This window comes from Myroides phaeus, from assembly GCF_900099675.1.
Taxonomy (GTDB): domain Bacteria; phylum Bacteroidota; class Bacteroidia; order Flavobacteriales; family Flavobacteriaceae; genus Flavobacterium; species Flavobacterium phaeum.
In genome coordinates this window covers 16340-40464 of record NZ_FNDQ01000013.1, presented here as the reverse complement: position 1 = coordinate 40464, position 24125 = coordinate 16340, and the positions used below count along the sequence as shown (strand labels likewise).

23 protein-coding genes are annotated in these 24125 nt (G+C 32.5%); 12 read left to right on the top strand and 11 right to left on the bottom strand.

All coding sequences use genetic code 11. The features are described from left to right. Positions 1–28: 28 nt before the first annotated feature. The gene (rsgA, locus tag BLT46_RS08130; protein WP_090408951.1) at positions 29–994 is read right to left on the bottom strand and encodes a ribosome small subunit-dependent GTPase A; all 966 of its coding nucleotides are present in this window, start codon (positions 992–994) and stop codon (positions 29–31) included. Between the two features lie 21 nt (positions 995–1015). Beyond that, positions 1016–2098 carry a chorismate mutase gene (locus BLT46_RS08125; protein ID WP_090408948.1) on the bottom strand — a complete coding sequence of 361 codons (1083 nt, stop codon included), beginning with the start codon at positions 2096–2098 and terminating at the stop codon, positions 1016–1018. A 179-nt stretch (positions 2099–2277) separates the two neighbouring features. On the opposite strand from BLT46_RS08125, the gene BLT46_RS08120 reads away from it, so the two are divergent. From BLT46_RS08120 to gldA, 3 genes are read left to right on the top strand one after another with little or no spacing between them, the layout of a single operon-like run. Continuing rightward, positions 2278–3120 (top strand): sulfite exporter TauE/SafE family protein, encoded by an 843-nt coding sequence (locus BLT46_RS08120; protein ID WP_090408946.1) that lies wholly within the window; start codon positions 2278–2280, stop codon positions 3118–3120. Positions 3121–3124: 4 nt separating this feature from the next. Then, positions 3125–3514: a DUF1634 domain-containing protein gene (locus BLT46_RS08115; RefSeq protein WP_090408943.1), complete on the top strand. Its 390-nt coding sequence runs from the start codon at positions 3125–3127 to the stop codon at positions 3512–3514. 35 nt (positions 3515–3549) lie between these two features. Further along, the gene (gene gldA / locus BLT46_RS08110) at positions 3550–4449 is read left to right on the top strand and encodes a gliding motility-associated ABC transporter ATP-binding subunit GldA (RefSeq protein ID WP_090408941.1); all 900 of its coding nucleotides are present in this window, start codon (positions 3550–3552) and stop codon (positions 4447–4449) included. A 66-nt stretch (positions 4450–4515) separates the two neighbouring features. On the opposite strand, the gene BLT46_RS08105 is transcribed toward gldA, so the two are convergent. The 8 genes from BLT46_RS08105 to BLT46_RS08070 all read right to left on the bottom strand — a co-directional run bounded on the left by BLT46_RS08105 (position 4516) and on the right by BLT46_RS08070 (position 10220). Beyond that, positions 4516–5139 (bottom strand): deoxynucleoside kinase, encoded by a 624-nt coding sequence (locus tag BLT46_RS08105; protein ID WP_090408939.1) that lies wholly within the window; start codon positions 5137–5139, stop codon positions 4516–4518. Beyond that, the gene (locus tag BLT46_RS08100) at positions 5139–5939 is read right to left on the bottom strand and encodes a hypothetical protein (protein ID WP_090409048.1); all 801 of its coding nucleotides are present in this window, start codon (positions 5937–5939) and stop codon (positions 5139–5141) included. The genes BLT46_RS08105 and BLT46_RS08100 overlap by 1 nt, the downstream gene beginning before the upstream one ends. A gap of 22 nt (positions 5940–5961) precedes the next feature. Beyond that, on the bottom strand, positions 5962–6447 hold the full coding sequence (locus tag BLT46_RS08095; protein WP_090408937.1) for a dihydrofolate reductase: 486 nt from the start codon (positions 6445–6447) through the stop codon (positions 5962–5964). Positions 6448–6466: 19 nt separating this feature from the next. Next, entirely contained in the window at positions 6467–6862 is a 396-nt protein-coding gene (locus BLT46_RS08090) for a 2TM domain-containing protein (RefSeq protein WP_090408934.1), read from the bottom strand. Positions 6863–6892: 30 nt separating this feature from the next. Continuing rightward, positions 6893–7717: a thymidylate synthase gene (locus BLT46_RS08085; RefSeq protein ID WP_090408932.1), complete on the bottom strand. Its 825-nt coding sequence runs from the start codon at positions 7715–7717 to the stop codon at positions 6893–6895. Between the two features lie 21 nt (positions 7718–7738). Beyond that, a complete protein-coding gene (locus BLT46_RS08080; protein ID WP_090408930.1) occupies positions 7739–8374 on the bottom strand; it encodes a bifunctional nuclease family protein in 636 nt (211 codons plus the stop codon). An 89-nt stretch (positions 8375–8463) separates the two neighbouring features. Continuing rightward, a complete protein-coding gene (locus BLT46_RS08075; RefSeq protein WP_090408927.1) occupies positions 8464–9432 on the bottom strand; it encodes an electron transfer flavoprotein subunit alpha/FixB family protein in 969 nt (322 codons plus the stop codon). Positions 9433–9473: 41 nt separating this feature from the next. Continuing rightward, on the bottom strand, positions 9474–10220 hold the full coding sequence (locus BLT46_RS08070; protein ID WP_090408924.1) for an electron transfer flavoprotein subunit beta/FixA family protein: 747 nt from the start codon (positions 10218–10220) through the stop codon (positions 9474–9476). A 904-nt stretch (positions 10221–11124) separates the two neighbouring features. Between BLT46_RS08070 and BLT46_RS08065 the strand changes: the two genes are divergently transcribed. The 7 genes from BLT46_RS08065 to porT all read left to right on the top strand — a co-directional run bounded on the left by BLT46_RS08065 (position 11125) and on the right by porT (position 19632). Further along, entirely contained in the window at positions 11125–12102 is a 978-nt protein-coding gene (locus tag BLT46_RS08065; RefSeq protein ID WP_090408921.1) for a pyruvate dehydrogenase complex E1 component subunit beta, read from the top strand. A 70-nt stretch (positions 12103–12172) separates the two neighbouring features. Continuing rightward, complete coding sequence (locus BLT46_RS08060) at positions 12173–14662, top strand: DUF5686 and carboxypeptidase-like regulatory domain-containing protein (protein ID WP_090408917.1); 2490 nt, start codon at positions 12173–12175, stop codon at positions 14660–14662. An 85-nt stretch (positions 14663–14747) separates the two neighbouring features. Beyond that, the gene (locus BLT46_RS08055; protein ID WP_090408915.1) at positions 14748–15275 is read left to right on the top strand and encodes an inorganic diphosphatase; all 528 of its coding nucleotides are present in this window, start codon (positions 14748–14750) and stop codon (positions 15273–15275) included. Positions 15276–15877: 602 nt separating this feature from the next. Continuing rightward, the gene (locus tag BLT46_RS08050) at positions 15878–17365 is read left to right on the top strand and encodes an alanine/glycine:cation symporter family protein (RefSeq protein WP_090408913.1); all 1488 of its coding nucleotides are present in this window, start codon (positions 15878–15880) and stop codon (positions 17363–17365) included. A gap of 33 nt (positions 17366–17398) precedes the next feature. Next, a complete protein-coding gene (locus BLT46_RS08045; RefSeq protein WP_090408911.1) occupies positions 17399–17959 on the top strand; it encodes a GNAT family N-acetyltransferase in 561 nt (186 codons plus the stop codon). 145 nt (positions 17960–18104) lie between these two features. After that, entirely contained in the window at positions 18105–18833 is a 729-nt protein-coding gene (gene ubiE / locus BLT46_RS08040) for a bifunctional demethylmenaquinone methyltransferase/2-methoxy-6-polyprenyl-1,4-benzoquinol methylase UbiE (protein WP_090408909.1), read from the top strand. Between the two features lies 1 nt (position 18834). Continuing rightward, the gene (gene porT / locus BLT46_RS08035) at positions 18835–19632 is read left to right on the top strand and encodes a type IX secretion/gliding motility protein PorT/SprT (protein ID WP_090408907.1); all 798 of its coding nucleotides are present in this window, start codon (positions 18835–18837) and stop codon (positions 19630–19632) included. Here the strand turns inward: porT and BLT46_RS08030 are convergent. Beyond that, positions 19629–20363 (bottom strand): TrmH family RNA methyltransferase, encoded by a 735-nt coding sequence (locus BLT46_RS08030; protein WP_090408906.1) that lies wholly within the window; start codon positions 20361–20363, stop codon positions 19629–19631. The genes porT and BLT46_RS08030 overlap by 4 nt on opposite strands. A 78-nt stretch (positions 20364–20441) precedes the next feature. Here BLT46_RS08030 and tamL point away from each other — a divergent pair, with 78 nt between their 5' ends. Together tamL and fbaA are read left to right on the top strand one after the other, a co-directional pair. Beyond that, on the top strand, positions 20442–22970 hold the full coding sequence (gene tamL / locus BLT46_RS08025) for a translocation and assembly module lipoprotein TamL (RefSeq protein ID WP_090408904.1): 2529 nt from the start codon (positions 20442–20444) through the stop codon (positions 22968–22970). Positions 22971–23015: 45 nt separating this feature from the next. Continuing rightward, positions 23016–24083, top strand: coding sequence for a class II fructose-bisphosphate aldolase (gene fbaA, locus BLT46_RS08020; RefSeq protein ID WP_090408899.1), 1068 nt, complete (start codon positions 23016–23018; stop codon positions 24081–24083). Positions 24084–24125: the final 42 nt, after the last annotated feature.

Genomic DNA, 24125 nt, shown 5'->3' with positions numbered 1-24125 from the left:
TGACATTGTACAAATAAAAAAACCAAGACTATTCGTCTTGGTTTCTTCCATCTTTATAAATATCTGTTCGATAATGTTCTTCTTCACCATCTAATATCTGAATATAACTTTTATATCTTGACCAAGCTAAAACATCTTCATCAAGTGCATCTTTCACAGCACAATGTGGCTCTTCTTTATGCAAACAGTTATTAAACTTACATTGGTCTTTCAAAGCAAAAAACTCAGGGAAATAGTCTCCTACCTCTTGCGGTTCCATATCAACAATACCAAAACCTCTAATTCCAGGGGTATCTATAATACTTGCATCAAAAGATAAATCATACATCTCTGCAAAGGTCGTTGTATGTTGTCCTTGTTGATGTTGCTCTGAGATCTGTGCGGTCTTTAAATTCAGTCCAGGCTCAATTGCATTAATCAGAGTTGATTTTCCAACTCCTGAATGCCCAGAAAACATAGAAACTTTTCCTGTCATTCGTTCTTTAATCGCATCAATTCCTTTTCCTGTCAATGCAGACACACGTAAACATTCGTATCCTATTTGCGAATAGATGTATTGCATATACAATTGTTCATCTAAAGCATCTTCAGAATACGTATCAATTTTATTAAAAACTAATACTGTTTTAATCCCGTAAGCCTCAGCTGTAACTAAAAAACGGTCAATAAAACTTGTTGTTGTTACAGGATTATTAATAGTAACTATTAAAAAAACTGTATCTATATTAGAAGCAATAATATGTACTTGTTTAGACAAGTTTACAGATTTACGAACGATGTAATTCTTTCTTGATTCAATCTGATTAATTACTCCAGTCGTAACGTCATTTGTAGTTTCAAGTTCAAACTGAACGTGATCACCAACAGCTATTGGATTGGTACTTTTAATACCTTTTAATCTGAACTTTCCTTTGATACGACAATCATAGAAATGTCCTTCTTCATTTTTTACCGAGTACCAACTTCCTGTTGACTTGTAAACTATACCTTTCATAAATAGTATTGCCCTCTTGTTTTATTCTTTGTTAATAATTTTATCCTGTCTATAAATACTCTCTTGGTGAATTGCTGTATAAATAGCTGTAATAAACTCTTCAGTAAACCCGATGTGCTTACCTTCTTCTTGCATTTTCTCCAAAATTGTAGTCCAACGTCCTTGTTGGAAAACAGCAACGTTCTTCTCTTTTTTCAACGTACCAATTGCATCGGAAATCAACATACGCTTTCTCAAAAGATCTAATAGTTTACTGTCCATATCGTCAATTTGAATACGATATGCTTGTATTTGTTGTAAAAACTCTTCCGTTTCATCAGTAACATTTCTCACTTTCAAGTTATCTAAAATATCTTGTAACTGATCCGGTGTTACTTGTTGGGGTGCATCACTCCACGCATTATCAGGATCACAATGTGTTTCAATCATTAATCCGTCATAATTCAAATCAAGTGCTTGCTGTGATACTGCAAATATCTTACTTCTATTTCCAGTAATATGTGATGGATCACAGAAAATTGGAATATTAGGCAAATGTAGCTTTAAATCTAATGGTATTTGCCATTCTGGGTTGTTGCGATATTTTGTTTTTTCATAAGTACTAAATCCTCTATGAATAACTCCTAATTTAGCAATTCCCGCTTTAGCAAGACGCTCAATTCCCCCCATCCATAAAGATAAGTCTGGATTCACTGGATTTTTTAACAAGACAACTTTATCAGTTCCCTTCAAAACATCTGCAATTTCTTGAATAGCAAATGGATTTACTGCTGTTCGAGCACCAATCCACAAGATATCTACGTCGTGTTCTAAACACAACTGCACGTGTTCTGCTGTTGCAACTTCTGTAGCAATCAACATTCCTGTTTCTGCTTTTACTTGTTGCAACCACTTCAATCCAATGGCTCCTACTCCTTCAAATCCTCCTGGACGTGTACGAGGTTTCCAAATCCCAGCGCGAAATACTTTCACTTCTTTCGGTAGTGATTTGGCGATTTTCATAACCTGTTCAGGTGTCTCTGCACTACAAGGTCCTGCAATGATTGCAGGATTTTGTCCTTGAAATAAAGACAACCAATCCTTGTTAATGTTTACTTTTTCCATTGGCACAAATTTAATAGTATTACTTTAATAACGACGCAAAGAATAGGTAAGATTAACACCTATTCTTTACGAAACAGAAATTAAAGATAACATATCTAAATTATAAAATTGCACTTAAAATCGATTTTTATACGATAAATACTTACTTTTAACCACATTACTACAAAAATTATATCGAAATGACGTTACTCACCTTCACGCTAATTATGTTTTTAGGAGCATTTGCAGCTGGATTTATCGGTTCTCTTTCTGGTTTAGGAGGAGGAATTATCATAATCCCTTTACTTTCTGTATTTTTAGGAGTAGATATGCACTATGCCATCGGTACTGCTTTAGTAGCTGTTATTGCAACTTCTTCTGGATCGGCTTCTGCTTATGTAAAGGAGGGAATTACAAATATGAGACTCGGGATGTTTTTAGAAATAGCGACAACAGCCGGTGCTGTGATTGGTGCGTTAATTTCTACCAATGCTCCAACATCAGTATTAGCAGTTATATTTGGTGCAACATTAGTATTCTCTTCTATAAATTCTCTTCGCAAAAAAGAAGACCATTTGGTTACTCCGGAGCAATCAAGCACACTGACACACAAATTAAAATTAACGAGTACATACCCTACTCCCTCTGGAGAAAAAGTTAAGTATGGGATGACAAACATCATCGGTGGTTTTAGTATGATGGGGGTTGCTGGTATGATGTCTGGTTTATTGGGAATTGGTTCAGGTGCTTTTAAGGTTATTGCAATGGATAGCATTATGAAGGTTCCTTTTAAAGTTTCTACTACAACAAGTAACTTTATGATGGGTGTTACAGCAATTGCCAGTTCAGTGATCTATATTCAAAAAGGATATATTGAACCAAGTATTTGTATGCCTGTTATTATTGGGGTATTAATTGGTTCGATGGTTGGCGCTAAAGTGCTGATGAGAGCGAATACTAAAAAACTAAAAGTGTTCTTTGCTTTCCTAATTTTAGTTTTAGCTGCAAATATGATTTATAACGGAGTACTTGGAAATATTTAACCTTATGACTACAAAGAAATTTAACGATACAGATTTACAAGCAATCATTGGAAATGTCTTGCGATATGGCGTATTATTAGCTTTATCAGTTGCTCTAATAGGTGGTATCATCTTATTGTTTACTCAATCTGGAGAAACAGTAAACTTTGCAACATTTACAGAAAAACACGATAATATATACATTGTGTTTAACAATATCATAAGTGGTGTAGCTCGAGGAGATGGAGAGGCAATTATATTTTTAGGCGTATTGTTATTATTCCTTACACCTGCCCTGCGTTTAGTGCTATCACTACTCTCTTTTTTCTTGGAAAAAGATTGGTTATATATTGTTATTACATTGATTGTTATTGGGATAATTGGCCTAAGCGTATCTTTCGGTTTTTCTCATTAAAATAACTACATTTGTTACTCTAATACTTATAAACAATGTCACTACTCGTTAAAAACATCAGTAAAATATACGACGATCAAAAGGCCTTAGACAACATTAGCTTTTCTATTCCAAAAGGACAGATAGTTGGCTTTTTAGGTCCTAATGGAGCTGGTAAATCAACATTGATGAAAATACTTACAACCTACATCCACAGTGATGAAGGAAAAGCTTATGTAAACGAGTTTAACGTTGAAACTGAAAGAAAAAAAGTACAGCAATCAATCGGGTATTTACCAGAACACAATCCGCTTTATTTAGATATGTATGTTAGAGAATATCTGCAATTTAATGCAGATATATATAAAGTTAACAAACAACGCATAGAAGAAGTGATTGAGCTTACTGGACTTACGCCTGAAGCTCATAAGAAAATTGAACAGCTTTCAAAGGGATACCGACAAAGAGTAGGTCTTGCAACTGCTCTTCTTCACAATCCTGATGTTCTAATTTTAGACGAACCTACTACTGGATTAGACCCTAATCAATTAGTAGAAATTAGAGAGCTTATTAAAAATATAGGGAAAGATAAAACTGTTTTTCTTTCTACTCATATTATGCAGGAGGTTGAAGCTATTTGTGAACGTGTGATTATTATCAAAAAAGGACAAATAGTAGCTGACCAGATGTTAACGGATATGTTAGAACATCAAAACGAACAAATCATTGCTGTCGAATTTGATTACAAAATTGAAATTCAGTTTATCAATCAAATTCCAAACCTTGTTAAAGCTAATCATATACACGATACACAGTGGGAGTTGTTTTTTCCTATTGAAGGAGATTATCGTGGTACTGTTTACGACTTTGCACAAGAAAATGGTTTAAAAACATTATCACTACAAGTAAAAAGTAAGAACCTCGAAAAACTATTTAGAGAAATTACTAATGCATAAAAAAAGAGCTGTTTACTTAAACAGCTCTTTTCTTTTATCGTCAACTTATTTCTTTACAAAATAATGTTATTGCTTTTTAAATAATCCATTGATTTCTGCATCAATCTTATTGATAACATCTCCTAAGTCTTCTGGATTATCAACGAAGTCTAAATTATCAACATCTACAATTAATAATTTACCTTTATCATACCCTTTAATCCACTCTTCATATCTATCGTTCAATCGATTCAAATACTCAATTGAAATAGAGTTTTCATACTCTCTACCTCTTTTGTGAATTTGTCCTACTAAATTAGGAACAGAGCTTCTTAAATAGATTAATAAATCAGGTGCTCCTACTAACTCTTGCATTAATTCAAACAAAGAAGAATAGTTCTGGAAATCACGGTTAGACATTAACCCCATTGCGTGCAAGTTAGGTGCAAAAATATGGGCGTCTTCATAAATAGTACGATCTTGAATAATCGACTTACCACTTTGTCTTATCTGTAAAACTTGGCGAAAACGACTATTTAAAAAGTAAACCTGCAAATTAAAAGACCATCTATCCATCTGGTGATAGAAATCATCTAAGTACGGATTGTCAACTACATCTTCATAATGAGGCTCCCAATTATAATGTTTTGCCAATAAATTTGTAAGCGTAGTTTTTCCTGCGCCAATATTTCCTGCAATAGCTATATGCATTACGGTAATTTTATAAGGTAATTATTTATTTTCTGTTCCGCAAAAATACTCAATTTTTGAGTGTTATAAAAGAAGCTTGAAATGCTTTTTTCCGGAACGGCAATCGGATATACTTTATTCTGCACCAAATCAACGTAATACATTTTGTTTTGGTAGCTATAAATTAATTTCTGTAAGTCTATGATCTGAATCTGATCATAGTTAGTAGGCAGCGCATAATCAAATATTGTTTTTCCTGTCAAGCCTACTGCGTGTATAATATTTTTATCATCTACGTAAAAGAAGGCTTGAGGCAACGAATAATAATTTTTTATTCTCCCCTCAGGTAATGTAAATACACGGTGTAATTCATACGTTGTACTGCTATATAAACTAACACTTCTATTGACACTATTTACTATCCAATAATTGCGCTTCGTACTATTAGAAAGGTATTCCATTTCCATACTTGGAAACTTTTCACCAAATTCTACAGTACCTACTGGAGCTAAATCTTTATTAAGTATAACAACTGATTTATCTTCTTTAAAAAATAAAAGTATTTGCAACGGATTACTAAAATCTACTTGCGTTAACGCTCCTTTATTTTTATTTGAAAAATTTACAGAAGTATATCTTGTTACTTTTTTAAAGACATTCCCTTCTTCTGTTAGATAAGTACTATCATAAATATCCTTCCCAACAAACAATTGTCCTTTTGCTAAGTTCTCACTATTGAGCAATTTTACTTTAATACTATCTTGCGCTTGTACATTCAAAGAACAGACAAACAAAACAAGAAGAGATAATATCTTTTTCATAAACATATTTATTAACGGTTACTTACTTCTCAAAAGTTTGAAAGGTAAATGAGTATTGATGTTTCTCATCAACACTGTGAAACTCTTCTTTTTTCAACTTCCACTCCCCCAGTGAAAATTCAGGAAAAAAGGCATCTGCATCTAAACTTGTGTGAACTCTTGTCAACTCAATTCTATCTGCAAATGGTAGTGCTAATTTATATATTTCACCACCACCTATTACAAACACTTCAGCTTGTTCTTTTACAATTGCTAAAGCGGCTTCTAAACTCGCTACAACAATACACCCCCCTGGTGCTGTATAGTCTGTTTGTCTTGTGATGATAATATGTGTTCTATTAGGCAATGGCTTAGGAAAAGACTCAAACGTTTTTCTCCCCATTATGATAAAATGGTTTGACGTTAAGTTTTTGAAATGCTTAAAATCATCTGGCAAATGCCATAACATTTCATTGTTCTTTCCTAAAGCATTATTTTCTGCTGCTGCTGCTATTAAAATAAGCTTCATTGTATTCTTTTATTAGAATTCAGAATTCGTTTTTTGTTACATCAGTGTTTTTCTGATCTAAATCTCTCTTTACATCTACTAATGGAAAATCTTTTTCAACTCTTGCTCTTAGCTCTTTTATTCGCTCTTCCTGTTTCTCGATCAATCGCTTCACTTGTTTATCTTCCCATTTTTTCCCCATAAAACTGTCAACAATTAATACGTTCACAGCGTGTAAAAAAACAAGAATAGACCACGCTCCAATAGCATAAGGCCACCAAACAACAGTATTCGCAGGATCTTGAATAAAAGCGTTAAAGCAAAACATCAAAACACTTCCCAAGAAAAAAACAGCGAAGTGAAAAAACAATAACTTTTTTTGTTTAACTCTTCTACGGGCGTAATCATACGCTTCATAAGGATTCTTATTGTCCATAGCTATATCGTTTATAAAGGTTATTCTGTTTTAAACCGACACCTTACCTTTTATTGCAGGATGAGGGTTGTAATCTTCTAATGTAAAATCTTCGTATGTAAAACTAAAGATATCTTTAACATCTTTATTCAACACCATTTTTGGCAATGCCATTGGCTCTCTTGACAACTGAAGATTAACTTGTTCAATATGATTATTGTAAATATGTACATCTCCAAAAGTGTGAACAAAATCTCCCACTTCTAAATCACAAACTTGCGCAACCATCATTGTCAATAAGGCATAAGAAGCAATATTAAAAGGTACTCCTAAAAACACATCAGCACTACGTTGGTACAATTGACAAGAAAGTTTTCCTTCTGCTACATAAAACTGAAAAAACGAGTGACAAGGAGGCAACGCCGCTTTTCCATTTGCTACATTCTCTTCAAAAGAAACAGATGTATCTGGTAAAACACTTGGGTTCCAAGCAGAAACCATAATCCTTCTACTATTAGGATTTGTTTTCAACGTGTCAATAACCTCTTTAATTTGGTCTATTCCCTCTCCATTCCAATTTCTCCATTGGTAGCCATAAACAGGTCCTAAATCACCATTCTCATTAGCCCATTCATCCCAAATACGAACACCATTATCTTTTAAATATTTAATATTAGTATCTCCGTTTAAGAACCATAAAAGTTCATAAATTATAGACTTTAAATGCACTTTTTTAGTTGTTACCAAAGGAAATCCCTCTGATAAATCAAAACGCATTTGATGACCAAAAATACTTTTAGTCCCTGTTCCTGTCCTATCTCCTTTTTGAACTCCTTTATCTAATACTTCTTGTACTAAATTTAAATATTGTTTCATAGTGTGTTGTATAGTAGTTTATTATTTTCTCTTCGTTAGTTCATCACGCAATTTGGCTGCCTTTTCATAATCTTCATTAGCTATTGCTTTATTTAACAAGTCATTTATTACCTCAACGGATAACTTAGAAAAGTCATTAGCCTTCGCTTCGCTTTCTAAAAACTGTTCTACCTGTGTTGCAATATCATTTAGATCATCACTATCTTCATTGTCCTCTTCATCTTCTAAAACATCATCCTGATCTCCATTTAAGATAATACCCGCCTTTTCCATAATATCTTTAAATGTAAATATTGGTGCAAAGAAACGAATAGCAATAGCAATGGCATCAGATGTTCTTGCATCAATAATCTCTTCCACTCCTTCTCGCTCACAAATTAAACTTGAATGAAAAATTCCATCTACTAATTTATTAATAATAACCTGCTTAACTATAATACCATATTTATCTGACAATGTTTTAAACAAATCGTGTGTCAAAGGTCTTGGAGGTCTTATATCATCTTCAATTGCAATCGCGATCGATTGTGCTTCAAACGCTCCTATTACAATAGGTAACTTTCTATTTCCATTTTCTTCATTCAAAATAAGTGCATAAGCACCATTTTGGGTATGACTGTAAGATATTCCACTTACTGTTAATTTTATCAAACTCATAATTTTTACTTAAACAAAAAAGCAACTAAAACAAAGATATAAATTCTTTGCCTTAATTGCTTTTTTTTATCTATTGCATTTAGAAATGCTTATGCGTTTTTCTCTTTGAACTCTTTTAATTTTTCAACTAATTGAGGTACTACTTGGAATGCATCTCCTACAATTCCGTAGTCAGCCACTTTAAAGAAAGGAGCTTCTGCATCTGTATTAATAGCAACTTTTACTTTAGATGAGTTAACCCCTGCAATATGTTGGATAGCTCCAGAAATACCAACAGCGATATACAAGTTAGAAGAAACAGGTTTTCCTGTTTGTCCAACGTGCTCTTCGTGTGTTCTCCATCCTAAGTCAGAAACTGGTTTTGAACAAGCTAAAGCAGCTCCTAAAACATCAGCAAGATCTTCTAACATTTTCCAGTTTTCTGGTCCTTTTAATCCACGTCCTCCTGATACAACAACATCTGCATCAGCAATAGTAACTTTTCCAGAAACTTTCTCTACGCTTTCAACTTTTAATGAAAAGTCTGCATCATTTAAAGAAGCTGAAAAATCTTCAGCAGCAGCAGCTCCAGAAGCTTCTACTAATCCGAATGAGTTTTTAGCTAATGCAATAACTTTTACATCTGTTGTAAGTTCTGTTTCGTTAAACGCTTTGTTAGAGAATGAATTTCTCTTTACTACAAATGGAGAAGTACTAACTGGTAAAGCAACCACGTTAGAAGCATATCCTGCATCTAAACCTACTGCAACAATCGGAGCAGCATATAAACTATCTGTTGAAGAAGATAATACAACTACTTTTGACCCTTCTTTTTGAGCAGCTTGTTTAATAACATCTGCATATGCTTTAGCGTTAAAAGTTTTCAATTTGTCATCAGAAACTTTTAATACTTTATCTACACCGTATTTTCCTAATTCGCTAACATCACCAGCATTAACTGTTACAGCTGTTACAGTTGTTCCTAAAGATTCTGCTACTTTTTTCGCATAAGAAGCTAACTCTAATGCTACTTTTTTAAATTTTCCTTCTGCTGATTCAGCATATATTAAAACTGACATAATACTTTCTTTTTTAAAGGTTTACAAATAAATTAATAGAATTAGATAACTTTTGCTTCGTTATGTAATAAGTTAATTAGCTCATCAATGTTGTCTGGAGAAATCATTTTACAAGCTGATTTTGCAGCTGGTTTTTCAAATTTAACCACTTTAGTAGCAACATCAGTAGCTACTGGTTCTAACACTGTTAAAGCTTTAGATCTTGCTGACATAATTCCACGCATATTTGGAATACGTAAATCTTTTTCGTCAACAATTCCTTTTTGTCCACCTACAACTAAAGGTAAATTACCTGAAATTGTTTCTTTACCTCCATCAATTTGACGGATTGCTTTTATAGAAGTACCATCAACTTCAAGTCCTTCACAAGAGTTGATAAAATCAAATCCTAAATAAGCAGCTAACATACCAGGAACCATTCCACCATTGTAGTCTAATGATTCTTTACCTGCTAATACTAAATCATAACCTCCGTTTTTAACTACCTCAGCTAATTGTTTAGCTACAAACATTCCGTCTGTAGGATTAGCATTTACACGGATAGCCTCGTCAGCTCCAATTGCTAATGCTTTTCTCAATGTAGCTTCTGTATCTGCTCCACCTACATTTACTACAGTAACCGTAGCTCCTTGTTTTTCTTTAAACCAAATTGCTCTTGTTAAAGAATACTCGTCATTTGGGTTGATTACAAACTGAACTCCGTTTGTATCAAACTCTGTATCTCCATTAGTGAAGTTGATTTTTGAAGTAGTATCAGGCACGTGGCTGATGCAAACTAATATTTTCATTTTTTATATAGTTTTTGTGTTTTACAATTTTACTTACTGAACGAAAATAAGAATTAATTTCGATATTTTACTATGCACGCATACAATTTTAAACTAAGCTATCAAAAGATTTTTGTTTAAACATTACTTTCTTTAGAGTAATTCTAAAGAATAGGGAAAAGTTATCTTAGACACATTATATAAATAGGGCAACTTTCTGCTAATAATGCATAAATAATACGACTGCATTTACGGCTTATTTAATAAACTCCTCTTCCTCTTTTTTTAATAAAACACACGATTTGCATACTTATATCTTATAAATAATGGAATAGTTGCACTGTGCTGAAATAACTGTACAGTACAAAACAGGATTATCCACTATAACTGTACAGCTAAAGTAGGACGAGACAGGAATAAGACAAATGGAATATTAGTTTTAAGAAGGATGTTTGTATAGTGTATGTATAGTGCTTGTATAGTGTATGTATACTTTCTATGTAAAAATATACAAGCACCTTACATATATTAAACACAGGATATACATAAATACACAACAAGATCTGGCTTGTTTTTGGAAGCTTTTAGATGAAAAAATAAAAGCAACTATTCGAAAATTAATCTTCACAGCTGCTCCTGTATAAGAAATTAGAAGTAGAATTTCTAAAACTTATAACCAATAGTGGTTTCTAAAAAAATGTGTACAATAAAATAAAAAGAAAAAAGAGCAAAAACTTGCTGATAGAGAAATAAACCTTAAAATATAATAGCAATATATAAGTATTCAATCCCCTATTATTATCAATGCTTATAAAATAACCATACCCTCCGTTAAAAAATGCAAAACATACTATAACATAAGGTAGATAAAGATATTTTTTTATACTTTTGCTTTTGTAAATTAATTACAGAAAATAGTAAAATTATGAAAACGATTCAATTTAGAGAGGCCATATGTGAAGCCATGAGCGAAGAAATGCGTCGCGACGAATCAATATATTTAATAGGTGAAGAAGTAGCTGAATATAATGGTGCTTATAAAGCTTCTAAAGGTATGTTGGACGAATTCGGTCCTAAACGCGTAATTGACGCGCCTATCGCTGAGCTTGGTTTTTCAGGTATTGCAGTAGGATCAGCAATGAACGGTAACCGTCCAATTGTTGAGTTTATGACATTCAACTTCTCTTTAGTAGGAATCGACCAAATTATAAATAATGCTGCTAAATTACGCCAGATGTCTGGTGGACAATTTAACATCCCGATCGTATTCCGTGGTCCTACAGCTTCTGCTGGACAATTAGGAGCGACACACTCTCAAGCTTTTGAAAACTGGTATGCTAACGTACCTGGATTAAAAGTTGTAGTGCCTTCTAACCCTTATGATGCAAAAGGATTATTGAAAGCTGCTATCCGTGATAACGACCCTGTTATCTTTATGGAATCAGAGCAAATGTATGGTGATAAAGGAGAAGTGCCAGAAGGTGAATACTCTATCCCATTAGGAGTTGCTGATATCAAAAGAGAAGGTACTGATGTAACTGTTGTTTCTTTTGGTAAAATTATCAAAGAAGCTTACAAAGCTGCTGATGAATTAGCTAAAGAAGGAATTTCTTGTGAAATTATCGATTTACGTACTGTACGTCCTTTAGATCAAGAAACAATTTTAAACTCTGTTAAGAAAACTAACCGTTTAGTAATCTTAGAAGAGGCTTGGCCATTTGGAAGTATTTCTTCAGAAATCACTTACATTGTACAAGAGCAAGCATTTGATCACTTAGATGCTCCTATCCAAAGAATTACTACTGCTGATACGCCAGCGCCTTATTCTCCTGTTCTTTTAGAAGAATGGTTACCGAATTCGAACGACGTTGTAAAAGCGGTTAAAAAAGTACTTTATAAATAAAAAAATAACGTATATTTGAAAGACTCCATTTTTAATTAAATGGAGTCTTTTTTTATGTCCTTATATTGCTATGAAAAACAAATTTAAGTTCCTACTGTTATTTTTATTTATTTCCATGTTTAGTTGGGCTCAAACCAAAGTAAGTGGTAAAATCATAGATAAAAACAACCAAGAAGTCCCTTTTGCAAGTGTTTATTACAAAAACTCTACTGACGGAGTTATTGCCAATGAATATGGTAAATTCTACTTAGAATCTGCCAAAACTTATGACATCCTTATCGTCTCTTTTGTAGGGTATGAAACAAAAGAAATTCAACTTGCAGGAAAAACAAACCTCGATATGACAATCGTCTTAGAGGAAGATAACCTTCTTTCTGAGGTTACTATTTACGCTGGTAAAACATCAAAAAAAAATAATCCTGCTTTAGATATTCTGCGTAAAATTTGGGAGAGAAAAAGAAAGAACGGTTTGAATATGTTTGCTCATTATGAATATGACAAATATGAAAAAATCGAATTTGATTTAAATACAATTGACAGTGCTTACAGACAAAAAAAGCTGTTTAGAGGAATGGACTTCATCTTCGAACACGTGGATACAAGTAAGATTACTGGAAAAACATATTTACCTATTTTTATCAATGAAAATTTCGGACAGGTTTATGGTGATAACCAAAACAACAAGAAAATTGAAAAAACATTAGGTAATAAAAACTCAGGGTTTGATACAAACCAACATATTATTGAGTTCGTAAAAGATCTATATGCTGATTATAACATCTATAATAACTACATTAAAATTTTTGATAAAGACTTCGTAAGTCCACTTTCAAGAACAGGTATTAACGTATATAACTACGTTTTGGCTGATAGTGCTTTTATAGAAGACAAATGGTGTTATAACATTGTTTATTACCCTCGAAGAAAAGGAGAACTTACATTTAAAGGTGATTTCTGGGTAAATGATTCTACGTTTGCTATTAAGAAAATTAATATGGACGCCAGTAAAGATGCAAATATCAACTGGGTTAAAGATATTTATATTGAGCAAGAGTTTGATGTACTAAACGACTCCGTTTTCTTATTGACAAAAGACTACTTTATGTCTGATTTTGCTTTGTCTAAAAAAGAAACATCTAAAGGTATTTATGGGAAGAGAACTTCTATTTATAAACACCATAAATTCGATATAGAACATCCAGCAGAATTCTACCAAAAGAATGTGAATGTTTACGATGAAACTGTATACAAACGCTCTGATGATTTCTGGAAAAGCTATCGTTTTGAACCGTTGAGCAAAGACGAATTAGGTATTTATAAAATGTTAGATACACTAAAAACGGTTCCTAAATTCCGTTTCCTATTTGACTTATCATCAACTATTGCGAGTAACTACTATAATATCAATAAGTATAATTTTGACTACGGTCCTATCTTCTCAACTTTCGGATACAACGATATTGAAGGTTTAAGACTTAGAGCTGGTGGTAGAACCTACTTTGGTCCTAACGACAAATGGAGATTAGAAGGTTATGGTGCTTATGGTTTTAAAGACAATAAGTTCAAATATGGTATTAGCGGAAAAGTATTGTTACATAATGATAGTCGCTTAATTTTATTTGGAGGTAATAGAAGAGATATAGAACAAATCGGAGTTAGCTTAACAGAGACTAACGATGTATTAGGTAGAAGTTTTGCTTCGAGTTCGCTATTTGCAAGTGGTGACAACTCTAAACTTACTGATATTAATTTATCTACTGTTGGATTAGAAATTGAACCAGTAAAAAACCTAAGATTTATTACAACATTTAGTTACAGAACATTAAAACCAGCTTCTGATGCTTTTAATCTAAACTACTACTCTGACAAAGAAACGGGTGAGATTAAAAATGAAACTAAACAATCTGAAGTTGAATTAGCAATTGATTATACACCTGGCCGCAGAACAATTGGCTATGGAGTTGATAGAAATGATATAGATAGCAAATATTTAAAACTATACTTGAGATTTAGCCAAGGTTTTAAAGGGGCATTAGAAAGTGATTTTGAATATAAAAAACTACAGTTCTATGCGCGAAAACCTATTTTATTGGGTGGTTTTGGAACGCTTACAACTACTTTTGAAACAGGTAAAACTTTTGGAGATGTTCCCCTTGGTTTACTTAGTGTAATACCAGGTAACCAAGCGTGGTTTAATATCACTAATACGTTTGCAAACTTAAACTACTATGAATTTGTAACAGATCAATATGCTTCTCTACATTTAGAACATAACTTTGGAGGTCGCTTGTTTTCAAGAATACCGTGGTTGCGCGACTTTAATTTGAGAGAAATTGTTGGTATTCGTGGTGCTTATGGTAAAGTATCGCAAGCTAATATAGACTTGAATGCTTCTGATTTAGTGTATAAAGCTCCTCAAGATATTTACTATGAATACTATGTGGGGGTAGGAAATATTTTTAAAATTTTCAGATTAGACTTAAGCTGGAGAGGTAACTATCTTGATATGCCAGACGCGAGAAGATTTGCAATACGAGGTTCTTTTGGAATTTATTTCTAATTATTTGGGGAAAGCTTGTTATAAACAAGTAATTACAGTATTTTTGCACCCAATTATTTAGAATTAAGATTTAAAATAAATAGATATGAATACATTTGAAACTTTCGACGCTTTTGTTGAAATTCCAGCAGGAAGCAGAAACAAATACGAGTATGATTTTGACTTAAAAAGATTACGTTTTGACCGTCTTTTATATTCAAACATGAGATATCCAGCTGATTACGGATTTATTCCAGAAACTTTAGCTTTAGACGGAGATCCATTAGACGTATTAGTAATGTTTACTGAGCCTTCTGTTCCAGGATTGGTAGTAGAGGTTAAACCTGTAGGTATTTTCTACATGGCTGATGATAAAGGAGATGATGAAAAAATTCTTTGTGTTCCAGTATCTGACCCAATTATGAATAAGTTAAACGACATCAACGACGTTAACGAACATTTCAAAAAAGAGGTTGAACACTTCTTCCAAGTTTACAAAGACTTAGAAAATAAAAAAGTTTCAACTAACGGTTTTGGAGACAAAGCTGCTGCTATCAAAATGATCAAAGAATGTAAAGAGCGTTTTGATAACATCGAAAATAAAGAAGAAGGATTATTCAGTATCCGTTTCTAATAAACACAAAAGGTATCTATTTATTTAGATACCTTTTTTTATTCTACCTACCTCAAAAATGTTTTTTACTCCCCTATCTAATTGCTGTTTTCGTCAACAAAAAAAGAAAATTTATTGTGCTTTTAATAGCTACAAACAAACCACATTTGACGTTTTTTGACTTATAGTCATTGTAAAACAGATGTTATTTCATACTTATTACACTTCTCTTTAAGGTGTAAAACTCATTTAATCACTATTTCACAGATAATTATCCTATTACTCTATACTATTAACTTTCCCCTCTGCTATAAGCATATACATATTCTCAAAACACCTTGAAATCCCCTTGCTAATTACAATTAGAGAAAACAACTATAAATCACTGTTTATCAACAAAGTAAACCAACTAAATAGATTAGTAATAGTTTATTTCTTAAAATTATTTTACTTTATAATTCTTTTTAAAACAACTCCAAAATACTTTACAATAAGTGTAACACTTCACTCTATAAAATTAATTTTCTTTATTTATAATCCTTTTAAATCTACAAAAACAAAAAAATAAACTTTGTCATTAGTTAAAATATTCTTACTTTTTAACCAACAACAAACAACTAACTATGGAACACGCAATTCAAGTCGCCAATGATATTATTTGGTCAGACGTTTTTATTGCCCTTTGCCTCTGTGCAGGGTTATTTTTCTCAATACGAACAAAGTTTGTGCAAGTACGCTTTTTCAGACATATGATCAAGCTACTTTTTACAGAAGGATCCTCTGAAAAAGGGATTAGTCCATTTCAAGCTTTTAGTATTGCAATTGCGGGACGTGTTGGCGTTGGTAATATTGTAGGGGTAGCTACTGCAATTGCTGCAGGAGGTCCGGGTGCAATATTTTGGATGTGGATGATTGCTTTCTTAGGAAGTGCCTCTGCATTTGTAGAATCGACGTTAGCTCAGATTTACAAAGTGGAAAAAAATGGACAATATTGTGGTGGACCTGCTTTTTATATCCAAAGTGGTATGAATAATAAAACATTCGCCTTAGTATTTTCGATTATAACAATAATAAGCTGTTCTCTTTTTTTACCAAGTATTCAGAGTAATAGTATTTCGATTAGCATCAATAGTGCTTTTGGAGTACCTCAATGGATAACTGGTTTACTTATTTGTTTATTTCTTGGACTTGCGGTATTTGGGGGAGCAAAGAATATTGGCCGTATCTCACAAGTTGTTGTTCCTTTTATGGCAGCAGCTTATATCATAATGGCACTTATAATTATAGCCCTAAACTATCAAGAAATACCATCAGTTTTTGGACTAATATTTAGATCAGCTTTCAATATGGAGGCGGCGTTTAGTGGTATATTCGGAGCAGCAATTGCTTGGGGAGTAAAAAGAGGAATTTATTCCAATGAAGCAGGACAAGGAACTGCACCACACGCTGCTGCTGCATCAGAAACATCACACCCAGTAAAACAAGGATTAGTACAAGCCTTTTCTGTGTATATAGACACGTTATTTGTTTGTACTGCGACTGCTTTAATGATTCTTTTTACAAATCAATACAATGTTGTTGATGGTGTTGGAAATTATATTGTAGAAAACATCCCTGGAATTGAACCAGGAGCAGCATACACTGTAAAAGCAGTAGCAACACAATTTCCAGTATTTGCAAGTCAATTTATCGCAATTGCTTTAACGTTTTTCGCATTTACAACTACAATGTCATACTTGTTTATTGCGGAATCAAACTTTGAATATTTAAGTAAAAAAAGAAATATCATCTTAAGATGGATTATGCGTACTATTATTTTAGCATCTGTCTTTTTTGCTTCTATTAATGAACCGAGTACGGCTTGGGCAATTGGAGATATAGGTGTAGGTGCAATGGCTTGGATTAACATTATTGCAATTCTCTTACTTTACAAACCAGCAATGGTTGCTTTAGATGATTATATCAAACAACGCAAAGCAGGAAAAGACCCCGTTTTTAATCCTGCTAATGTCAATATTAAAAATGTAAGTGAGATTTGGTATAGAGTTGTAAAAGAAAAAGAAAGAGAGGAGAAAGATAAGGATAGACTCGCAAGTGAAAAAACACTTTAGTACCTTTGCATTTCAATTTTAAAGTATAAAAAAATGCAGTTTACTATTAGACCAGCGAAAAAAGAAGATTATGACGTTGTTCCTGAGTTAATGCTACAAGCAATGGAAGATATTGTTTTTAGTTTTATTCAAAAACAAGACGTTGAAGAAGCAATTAACTTCTTGACTATTCTTTTTAGAAAGCCAAACAATCTGTATAGTTATGAAAATACTTTTGTAGCTGTAGATGAAGAAGACAATGTTGTAGGATCTGTAACAGGATATAATGGAGATGACTTTGAAAAACTTAGAGAGCCGGTCTTAGAATTAATGAAAGCACAATATCAAAATGATTTAATTCCAGAAGCAGAAACAGAGGGAAATGAGTTTTACTTGGATACTGTTGCTGTTTCTCCTATCGTACAAGGAAAAGGTGTTGGAAGTCATTTATTAAATCACGCTGTTACTTTTGCGAAAGAAAAAGGTTTTAAACAAGTAGGTTTAATCGTTGATTTAGAAAACCCAAATGCAATGAAACTTTATACTCGTTTAGGGTTTAAACAAGGGAAAGAACTTGAATTTGTAGGTGGAGATTACTACCATATGTACATCTAAAAAAATATTTTATAGACAAAACCTAAGCAAAGAATGCTTAGGTTTTTTTATTTCTATTAAGAAAACAATCTAAGGGTCAATTATACGAGTGATGAAACTTACAATTTGGCTTTAAATAATTATATTTGCTCAAAATTTATTTACAATGTCAAAGAATATAACTCCATACGAAGAATCTGAACTTGGTAAAAAACAGCAAGTAGAACAAATGTTTGATACAATTTCTGGAAATTACGATAATTTAAATCGTATGATTTCTTTAGGAACTGATCAAGGATGGAGAAAAAAAGTATTAAAATTGGTTTCTGATACAAATCCAGAATCAATCTTAGATATTGCTACAGGAACTGGTGATTTAGCTATTTTGTTGTCAAAATCGAAAGCTACTAAAATTACAGGTCTTGACTTATCTGCAGGAATGCTTGAGGTTGGTAAACAAAAAATCAAAGCTTTAGATCTTCAAAATAGAATTGAAATGATTCAAGGTGATTCAGAAAACTTACCTTTTGCAGACAATTCTTTTGACGCTATTACTGTTGGTTTTGGAATTAGAAACTTTGAAGACCTTGAAAAAGGACTTTCTGAAATATTAAGAGTATTAAAGCCAGGTGGAATTTTTGTAATTCTTGAAACATCTGTACCTACTAAGTTTCCTTTTAGACAAGGGTACTTCTTCTATACTCAAAACATTATGCCTTTTATGGGTAAATTGTTTTCTAAAGATCAAAAAGCATATAAATATTTATCTGACTCTGCTAAAAACTTCCCTTTTGGAGAAGAATTAAACAATATTTTAAGAAAAGTTGGGTTTAAAGATGTAAAGCATCGTCCGCAAACTATGGGTATTGCTACTATTTATTCATCTTCGAAATAATATGAAAAAACTACTTGTCATAATCATTGTCTTACTTACAAGCTCAAACTCTTTTGGGCAATGGGTCTTTGGAAGAAATCCTATTATCAATAAACCTGATTGGGACAAACAACGTGTTCACTGGGGGTATTACTTAGGATTTAATTCTTATGACTTTAAGTTTGATTACGACAAAAACTTTTATGACAAGCTTCAAGAATATGAAGAAAAACAAGGTACACCGAGTGATTATACAGAAATTCAGGTAACATCTAACATTGGATTTAATGTTGGGTTGGTTGGTAACTTAAGAATTATGGAATATATAGACTTGCGTTTTGAACCAGGTCTATATTATACCAAAAGAGAATTAAGATACCCTTCTGCAATTATCAATGAGTATTTTCATTCACAAGGTATCGCAAACCCTTCTACAAATGAATTGAACAATACTTCTGTAAAAAGTGTAAGTTCAACCTATATTCACTTTCCATTACTTTTGAAGTTCTCTTCTAAGCGAATTGGAAATATCAAACCTTATGTACTGGGAGGTGCTTCTTTAGATTTAAACCTGAGTAGTAATCATAAAGTAGACTCTGATAACTTTGAAGGTGTTTGGAGAATGAAAAACTGGACTGCTAATTATGAATTAGGAGTTGGTATAGATATTTACTTTGAGTACTTTAAATTTTCTCCTTCTATTCGCGGAGTATTTGGAATTGGTGATGAATTAAAAAGAGATAATAAAAACAGCCCTTGGACTGGAGATATTACCTCTATGAAAACAAGAGGATTATTCGTAAACTTTACCTTCCATTAGAAGTTAATTCTACGAAACTCATTTATAACAATAGACGCTGCCATTGCAACATTTAAACTTTCGGTTTGTTGCAATGAACCAAAGCGAGGAATGGCTATTTTTTGTGTTACTAATGATTCGATTGTTTTAGAAATTCCATTAGCTTCATTTCCCATTACGATTATTCCTTTATTTACAAACTCTTGTTTATAAATACTGTCTCCATCCATAAATGTTCCGTAAACAGGAACATCTGCTGCATTTTTAATCATCTGCTCTAAATCGCCGTAAACTAAATTTACTCTGACCATAGACCCCATTGTTGCTTGTACTACCTTTGGGTTATAAACATCAACTGTTTCACTTGTACAAATAATATGGCGAATACCAAACCAATCACATAGGCGAATAATAGTACCTAAGTTTCCAGGGTCTCGTATATTGTCAAGAGCTACTACAATATCATTGTAATCAACTTCTTCTTCTTTAGCACAATGAAACACAGCCAAACAATTAGAGTTAGTTGTTAAAGCAGACATCTTTTTCATATCATCTTTACTCACAAGAGAAACCATTGATGAAGAAACCTCAAAGTTTAATGCCTCTGTGCAATAAATGTGTTCAAGAACTAAAGATGATTTCAGTAATTCACCTATAACTTTAACCCCTTCAGCAATAAAAAGTTGATGTTCTTTTCTATATTTTTTCTGATGTAAACTCTTAATTAATTTGATTTGGTTTTTCGTAACCATAAAAAAATGTATTTTTGACTGATAATTGACATTACTACTTTGAGCAAATATTTCCCAAAAATACTACTAATTCTATTAATGAGCATAAGTTTTTTTTCTTGCTCAATCACGAAGCGCGTTCCTGAGAACAAAGCTTTGTTAATGGATAATATCATTATTGAAAATGGTAAAAAAACAACAAAAGAAGATATAATCAATCAATTATATCAACACCCTAATAGTTCTTTGCCAATGACTAATTTCAGATTGAGATTAGCCTTGTACAATCTTGCAAAACCAAATGCTGATTCATTGTATCATCAGTGGCTAAAAGAACATCCAGGAACAAATAAAACATTAGAAGCTATCTTGTCAAAAAAACAAGTGAATAGACTGGGCGAATCATTTGTAATCTCTGGTATAAACAACTTCTTGATCAAAACGGGAGAAGCTCCTGTCTTAATTGATTCTTTAAAAACTGCTAAATCTATAGCTCGTTTGTCGAATTACTACTTTAACAAAGGATACTTTGACCGTACGGTAGTTAATAAGGTTGATAGTGTAGGCGTAAAAAAAGTAAAAAACACATATACTATTAATACTGGATTACCCTATTACATTGATAGTATCAGTACAAACATTACTTCACAGCCATTAGAGGATATTTACGAAAAATCGAAAGCAAAAAGTAAGATTAAAACGAATACAGTTTTTGACGTTCAAAACTTTGAAGATGAACGCAAAAGAGTTACAGCTGAATTTAGAGATAATGGTGCTTATCACTTTCAAGAACTAAATATTCGCTATGAAGTAGATACTATTTTACAGAAAAAAAACAAAGCAAATATTGAAATGATTATTGACCCGAGAACAGTAAAATCGGGAGATACACTTATTCAAGTACCTTTTAATATTTATAAAATAAGTGATGTCAATATTTATACTGACAATAGCTCTAAAAACAAAGAATATGTATTAGACAGTGTTCACTATAACAATTTTAATATTTATAGTTCAAATAAACTACAATACAAACCAAAAGCCTTAACAGACGCTATATTTATCACAAAAGGGAGTACTTTTAGTGACCAAAGACGTATGCTTACTTCTCGTTCGATTAGTAACTTGCGTACGTTTAATTATCCTGTAATTGAATACATTGAAGACCAAAGAGACTCTACAGGACAATCTTTAATTAGTAACATCTATTTGACGTCAAGAAAAAAGATGACGTTTAACCCTTCGTTAGATATTACACACTCAAACATACAAGACTTTGGTATTGGAGGTAGTATTGGACTTTTATTTCGAAACGTATTTAGAGGTGCAGAACTTTTAGAGATTAATTTAAAAGGAGCATTAGGGTCATCAAAACAAATGAACAATCCTAATAATGTATTCTTCAATGTAACAGAATATGGAGGGGACATTAAGTTAACTTTTCCAAGATTATTATTCCCTATTAAAACGGAGAAAGTAATACCTAAAACAATGTTACCTACAACTTCTATGAGTTTTGGTCATTCACAACAAAGAAATATTGGGCTGGATAAAAACAATTTTAATGGTATTATTAATTATAGTTGGTATCCATCAAGAAAGAACTCTTTCAGCGTTGACTTAGCCAATATACAATATGTAAGAAATACCAATCCGCAAAACTATTTTAGTGTATATAAATCATCGTATAAAAGATTAAATGATATTTCTAAAGAATATGAAAATGTTAATCCAGATTACGTTGACCAAAACGGCAACCTTACAATCTCTGAAGGAGGAGCAAATCACTTTATTAATGAAGCATTAAGTCCTGACAATCCTCTAAACATTAATCAACAAGATTATAGAGAAATTAGAAGTATTGAAGAAAGAAGAATTCGTCTATCAGAAAACAACCTTATCATTGCCTCTAACGTTACATTTACGAATACAACACGTACAAATATCACTGACAACAACTTCTACACACTAAAAGCAAAAGTAGAATCTGCCGGTGGATTAATGGACGTTATAATGAAAAGTACCAGCTCTAAAGAAGGACCAACAGGCAAAAAAACAATCTTAGATGTTGAATTCTCTCAATATGTAAAAACAGAAGTTGACTTTGTTAAATATTGGGATTTAGGACATAAAAAAGTAATAGCAATGCGTTTATTTGGAGGATTGGCTGTTCCTTACGGAAACTCCAACTCTATTCCTTTTACACGTAGTTACTTTTCAGGAGGATCAAATGACAATAGAGGATGGCAATCTTATAGACTTGGACCAGGACGAAGTGGTGGAATAAACGATTTCAATGAAGCTAATATGAAACTATTTTTCAGTACAGAATATAGATTTAATGTAGCCGGAAAATGGTATGGAGCACTATTTGTAGACGCATCAAACGTATGGAACGTTTTTGATGATGTAGAACAAGAAGAATATACATTTAATGGAATATCATCTTTAAAAGATTTTGCAATAGCATCAGGATTTGGAATTCGCTACGATTTTAGTTTCTTTGTATTTCGATTAGACTTTGGATTTAAAACATACAATCCATCAATAGAATCAGATCGCAAGTGGTTTAAAGAGTTTAGCCTAAAAGAATCAGTTCTAAATGTTGGAATTAATTATCCATTCTAATCAAATAATAATTAGTATTTTTGTAAAATAAAAAACAACACGACTATGGCACATAATATTAAACCAGGGGTTGCATTTGGAGACCAAGTGCAAGAGATTTTTAAATACGCTAAAGAAAAAGGATTTGCGTTACCAGCGGTAAACGTAACAAGTTCAAGTACTATTAATGGAGTATTAGAAACTGCAGCTAAATTAAATTCACCTGTAATAATTCAGTTCTCTAATGGAGGTGCTGCATTTATGGCTGGAAAAGGTCTTTCAAATGAAAACCAAAAAGCTGCTATTATTGGAGCTGTTGCAGGAGCTAAACACGTTCATACTTTAGCAGAAGCTTATGGTGTACCTGTAATTTTACATACAGACCACTGTGCTAAAAAATTACTACCTTGGATTGATGGATTATTAGATGCTGGTGAAGAGTTTATGAAACAATTCGGTAAACCTCTTTTCAGTTCACATATGATTGATTTATCAGAAGAATCAATTGAAGAAAATATTGAAATTTCTAAAAAGTACTTAGCAAGAATGGAAAAACTTGGTATGACATTAGAAATCGAATTAGGAATTACTGGAGGAGAAGAAGATGGTGTTGACAATAGTGATGTTGATACTTCAAGATTATACACTCAACCAGAAGAAGTAGCATATGCCTATGAAGAATTATCAAAAGTAAGTCATAGATTTACAATTGCAGCTGCTTTTGGAAACGTTCACGGTGTTTATAAACCAGGAAACGTAAAACTTACTCCTGTAATTTTAAAAAATTCTCAAGAGTATGTTGCTAAAAAATATAATTTAGCACACAACCCTGTTGATTTTGTTTTCCACGGAGGATCAGGTTCTACATTAGAAGAAATTAGAGAAGCAATTTCTTATGGTGTAATAAAAATGAATATAGACACTGACCTTCAGTTTGCATATACAGAAGGTGTAAGAGACTATATGGTATCAAAAATTGACTATTTAAAAACTCAAATAGGAAACCCAGAAGGAGCAGATGTACCAAATAAAAAGTACTACGATCCTCGTGCTTGGGTAAGACAAGGAGAATTGACTTTTAACGCTCGTTTAGAAGAAGCTTTTAAAGACTTAAACAACGTTAACACCTTATAGTCTGACTCTTTGTTTAAAAACATAGTATAAACAAAACAAACA

Coding starts and splice junctions, on each gene's coding strand:
- rsgA (WP_090408951.1), bottom strand. CDS start 994: ATGAAAGGTATAGTTTACAAGTCAACAGGAAGTTGGTACTCGGTAAAA.
- BLT46_RS08125 (WP_090408948.1), bottom strand. CDS start 2,098: ATGGAAAAAGTAAACATTAACAAGGATTGGTTGTCTTTATTTCAAGGA.
- BLT46_RS08120 (WP_090408946.1), top strand. CDS start 2,278: ATGACGTTACTCACCTTCACGCTAATTATGTTTTTAGGAGCATTTGCA.
- BLT46_RS08115 (WP_090408943.1), top strand. CDS start 3,125: ATGACTACAAAGAAATTTAACGATACAGATTTACAAGCAATCATTGGA.
- gldA (WP_090408941.1), top strand. CDS start 3,550: ATGTCACTACTCGTTAAAAACATCAGTAAAATATACGACGATCAAAAG.
- BLT46_RS08105 (WP_090408939.1), bottom strand. CDS start 5,139: ATGCATATAGCTATTGCAGGAAATATTGGCGCAGGAAAAACTACGCTT.
- BLT46_RS08100 (WP_090409048.1), bottom strand. CDS start 5,939: ATGAAAAAGATATTATCTCTTCTTGTTTTGTTTGTCTGTTCTTTGAAT.
- BLT46_RS08095 (WP_090408937.1), bottom strand. CDS start 6,447: ATGAAGCTTATTTTAATAGCAGCAGCAGCAGAAAATAATGCTTTAGGA.
- BLT46_RS08090 (WP_090408934.1), bottom strand. CDS start 6,862: ATGGACAATAAGAATCCTTATGAAGCGTATGATTACGCCCGTAGAAGA.
- BLT46_RS08085 (WP_090408932.1), bottom strand. CDS start 7,717: ATGAAACAATATTTAAATTTAGTACAAGAAGTATTAGATAAAGGAGTT.
- BLT46_RS08080 (WP_090408930.1), bottom strand. CDS start 8,374: ATGAGTTTGATAAAATTAACAGTAAGTGGAATATCTTACAGTCATACC.
- BLT46_RS08075 (WP_090408927.1), bottom strand. CDS start 9,432: ATGTCAGTTTTAATATATGCTGAATCAGCAGAAGGAAAATTTAAAAAA.
- BLT46_RS08070 (WP_090408924.1), bottom strand. CDS start 10,220: ATGAAAATATTAGTTTGCATCAGCCACGTGCCTGATACTACTTCAAAA.
- BLT46_RS08065 (WP_090408921.1), top strand. CDS start 11,125: ATGAAAACGATTCAATTTAGAGAGGCCATATGTGAAGCCATGAGCGAA.
- BLT46_RS08060 (WP_090408917.1), top strand. CDS start 12,173: ATGAAAAACAAATTTAAGTTCCTACTGTTATTTTTATTTATTTCCATG.
- BLT46_RS08055 (WP_090408915.1), top strand. CDS start 14,748: ATGAATACATTTGAAACTTTCGACGCTTTTGTTGAAATTCCAGCAGGA.
- BLT46_RS08050 (WP_090408913.1), top strand. CDS start 15,878: ATGGAACACGCAATTCAAGTCGCCAATGATATTATTTGGTCAGACGTT.
- BLT46_RS08045 (WP_090408911.1), top strand. CDS start 17,399: ATGCAGTTTACTATTAGACCAGCGAAAAAAGAAGATTATGACGTTGTT.
- ubiE (WP_090408909.1), top strand. CDS start 18,105: ATGTCAAAGAATATAACTCCATACGAAGAATCTGAACTTGGTAAAAAA.
- porT (WP_090408907.1), top strand. CDS start 18,835: ATGAAAAAACTACTTGTCATAATCATTGTCTTACTTACAAGCTCAAAC.
- BLT46_RS08030 (WP_090408906.1), bottom strand. CDS start 20,363: ATGGTTACGAAAAACCAAATCAAATTAATTAAGAGTTTACATCAGAAA.
- tamL (WP_090408904.1), top strand. CDS start 20,442: ATGAGCATAAGTTTTTTTTCTTGCTCAATCACGAAGCGCGTTCCTGAG.
- fbaA (WP_090408899.1), top strand. CDS start 23,016: ATGGCACATAATATTAAACCAGGGGTTGCATTTGGAGACCAAGTGCAA.